Origin of the sequence: Sodalis-like endosymbiont of Proechinophthirus fluctus, from assembly GCF_001602625.1 — a bacterium.
GTDB lineage: Bacteria > Pseudomonadota > Gammaproteobacteria > Enterobacterales > Enterobacteriaceae.
This window is the reverse complement of sequence record NZ_LECR01000086.1, coordinates 21,623-23,150: the sequence shown is the minus strand read 5'-3', so window position 1 is coordinate 23,150 and position 1,528 is coordinate 21,623. Positions and strand designations below refer to the sequence as shown.

Sequence of the window (1,528 nt, the reverse complement as noted above, 5' to 3'; positions counted from 1 at the left end):
TAGCCAATCGCGAAACAGCAAGAAATTCTCCAGTATCACGTCACGTCCTTGCACGCTGGGATCAGTGTCTACCACAATTTTTCCTCACTGGATTCGCTTCGATACAGCGTGAAATTTTACCGTTGCGATTGGAGAGGATATAGAAGTAGACTTGATAATGATCCAGTGAATATTAGTGATCGTGCCGCCGCAAAAAAACCGTAGGCCTGTGCGCCCTTGGAGCGTCGGCGTCGAGTGGCAGAATTTCACCGTAGGTGGTGCTAACGAGGGCAATAAGAGTATAGTGCTCCGAGGTGGCCTTATGCACACTGATATAAAAAGGTGTCGTCTTACTCTTCATAAATAAGAATAAGCTCGTCTTGCGTGATCAGCGCGCCCACTACATGGCGCCATACTTGATACAGCAGCAGCGTCTTCTTATGCTTGTGAACGTAATACGGCACCTGTGAGTCATTAAACTATTCAAAACTGGACGACGCGTGTTCAATGACTTCCGGAAATCATGAATCACGAGCCAAATCCTTAAAGCGTAGCCCATAGAGATGACGCGATAAAAATCTTCCGCGACGGCTAAGATAGGATTATCATGGCCAATCTCCAGCGCACCCATGGTATAAAATTCACTCTGGGCAGCACGTTGCTCGTCTTGCAGATTTGCCGATGCCTGCTGACGTGTATAGACGGCGTGTTCATTACCTACCCTCTTCGTAATGACTTTGATGACGATAATCTCCCGACCGGACGCACGCACAAAACAATACTGCTAGGGAATGTGCTCCACCATTTCCGTGAATAGTTGATGCCGTAATGCTTCATTCTCAGCCATCATCATTTCGCCGCAGGTATTTTCCTGCTTTAGATAATCTAGAACCGCCGGATCTTCACGCATACCATCGAGTAACTAGTATAGTCAGTCGTCCACAGGGTATCCCCGCCGTGTAGAGTTAATATAATGGTCGTTTTTCAGCTTTGAGTGGTAATATCATACGACAATTCCTTTTTCTCTTTTCTCTTTTCTCTTTTCTCTTTTCTCTTTTCTCTACAAAAATAGAGTGATACGAATTATGGTGCTATATCAAGCGCAGCGGAAACTTGCGCGGCATCGTGTGTCTGACCGCTTCGCTGCGCTTGTCTGGGTCGAGCCTGCGCCGTTCAGGCATAGGAACAGATCAAAGTAAGTCGTTCATGGAAGGGGAAAAGAAATAGGCTGGCACAGCCAATACGGCGCTGGCACCCGCGCGGGGTGCCATTGCCATTGCAATTGCCCTGGAGGAATCTTAAGTTAGCCGGTAAGTGATTTCACCTTTGTGCAGTGCAGTTCAGCGTAACGGCATAATTCAGATCCTGCTCGTTATCGCTCACCTTAAGCGGCTCCTGCCAGACATCACCCACGCCCGTAAATGTATTCCGGGTTTACCCAGGCGTTGATATTTCTGCCACCGGTTGCCTGTTAGTTCTGTTCGGAACGCTGAAACCGATTTTGGGTGTAATCCTGATCGATAAGCTCCGCGACCTGGGCAGACGCGAC

The 1,528-nt window shown here is 48.2% G+C and carries 1 pseudogene; it reads right to left on the bottom strand.

Features of this window, described 5'->3' with window-relative positions:
* Window positions 1–986: pseudogene (locus tag BG74_RS20885) on the bottom strand (S9 family peptidase); the annotation flags it as partial.
* Window positions 987–1,528 lie beyond the last annotated feature (542 nt).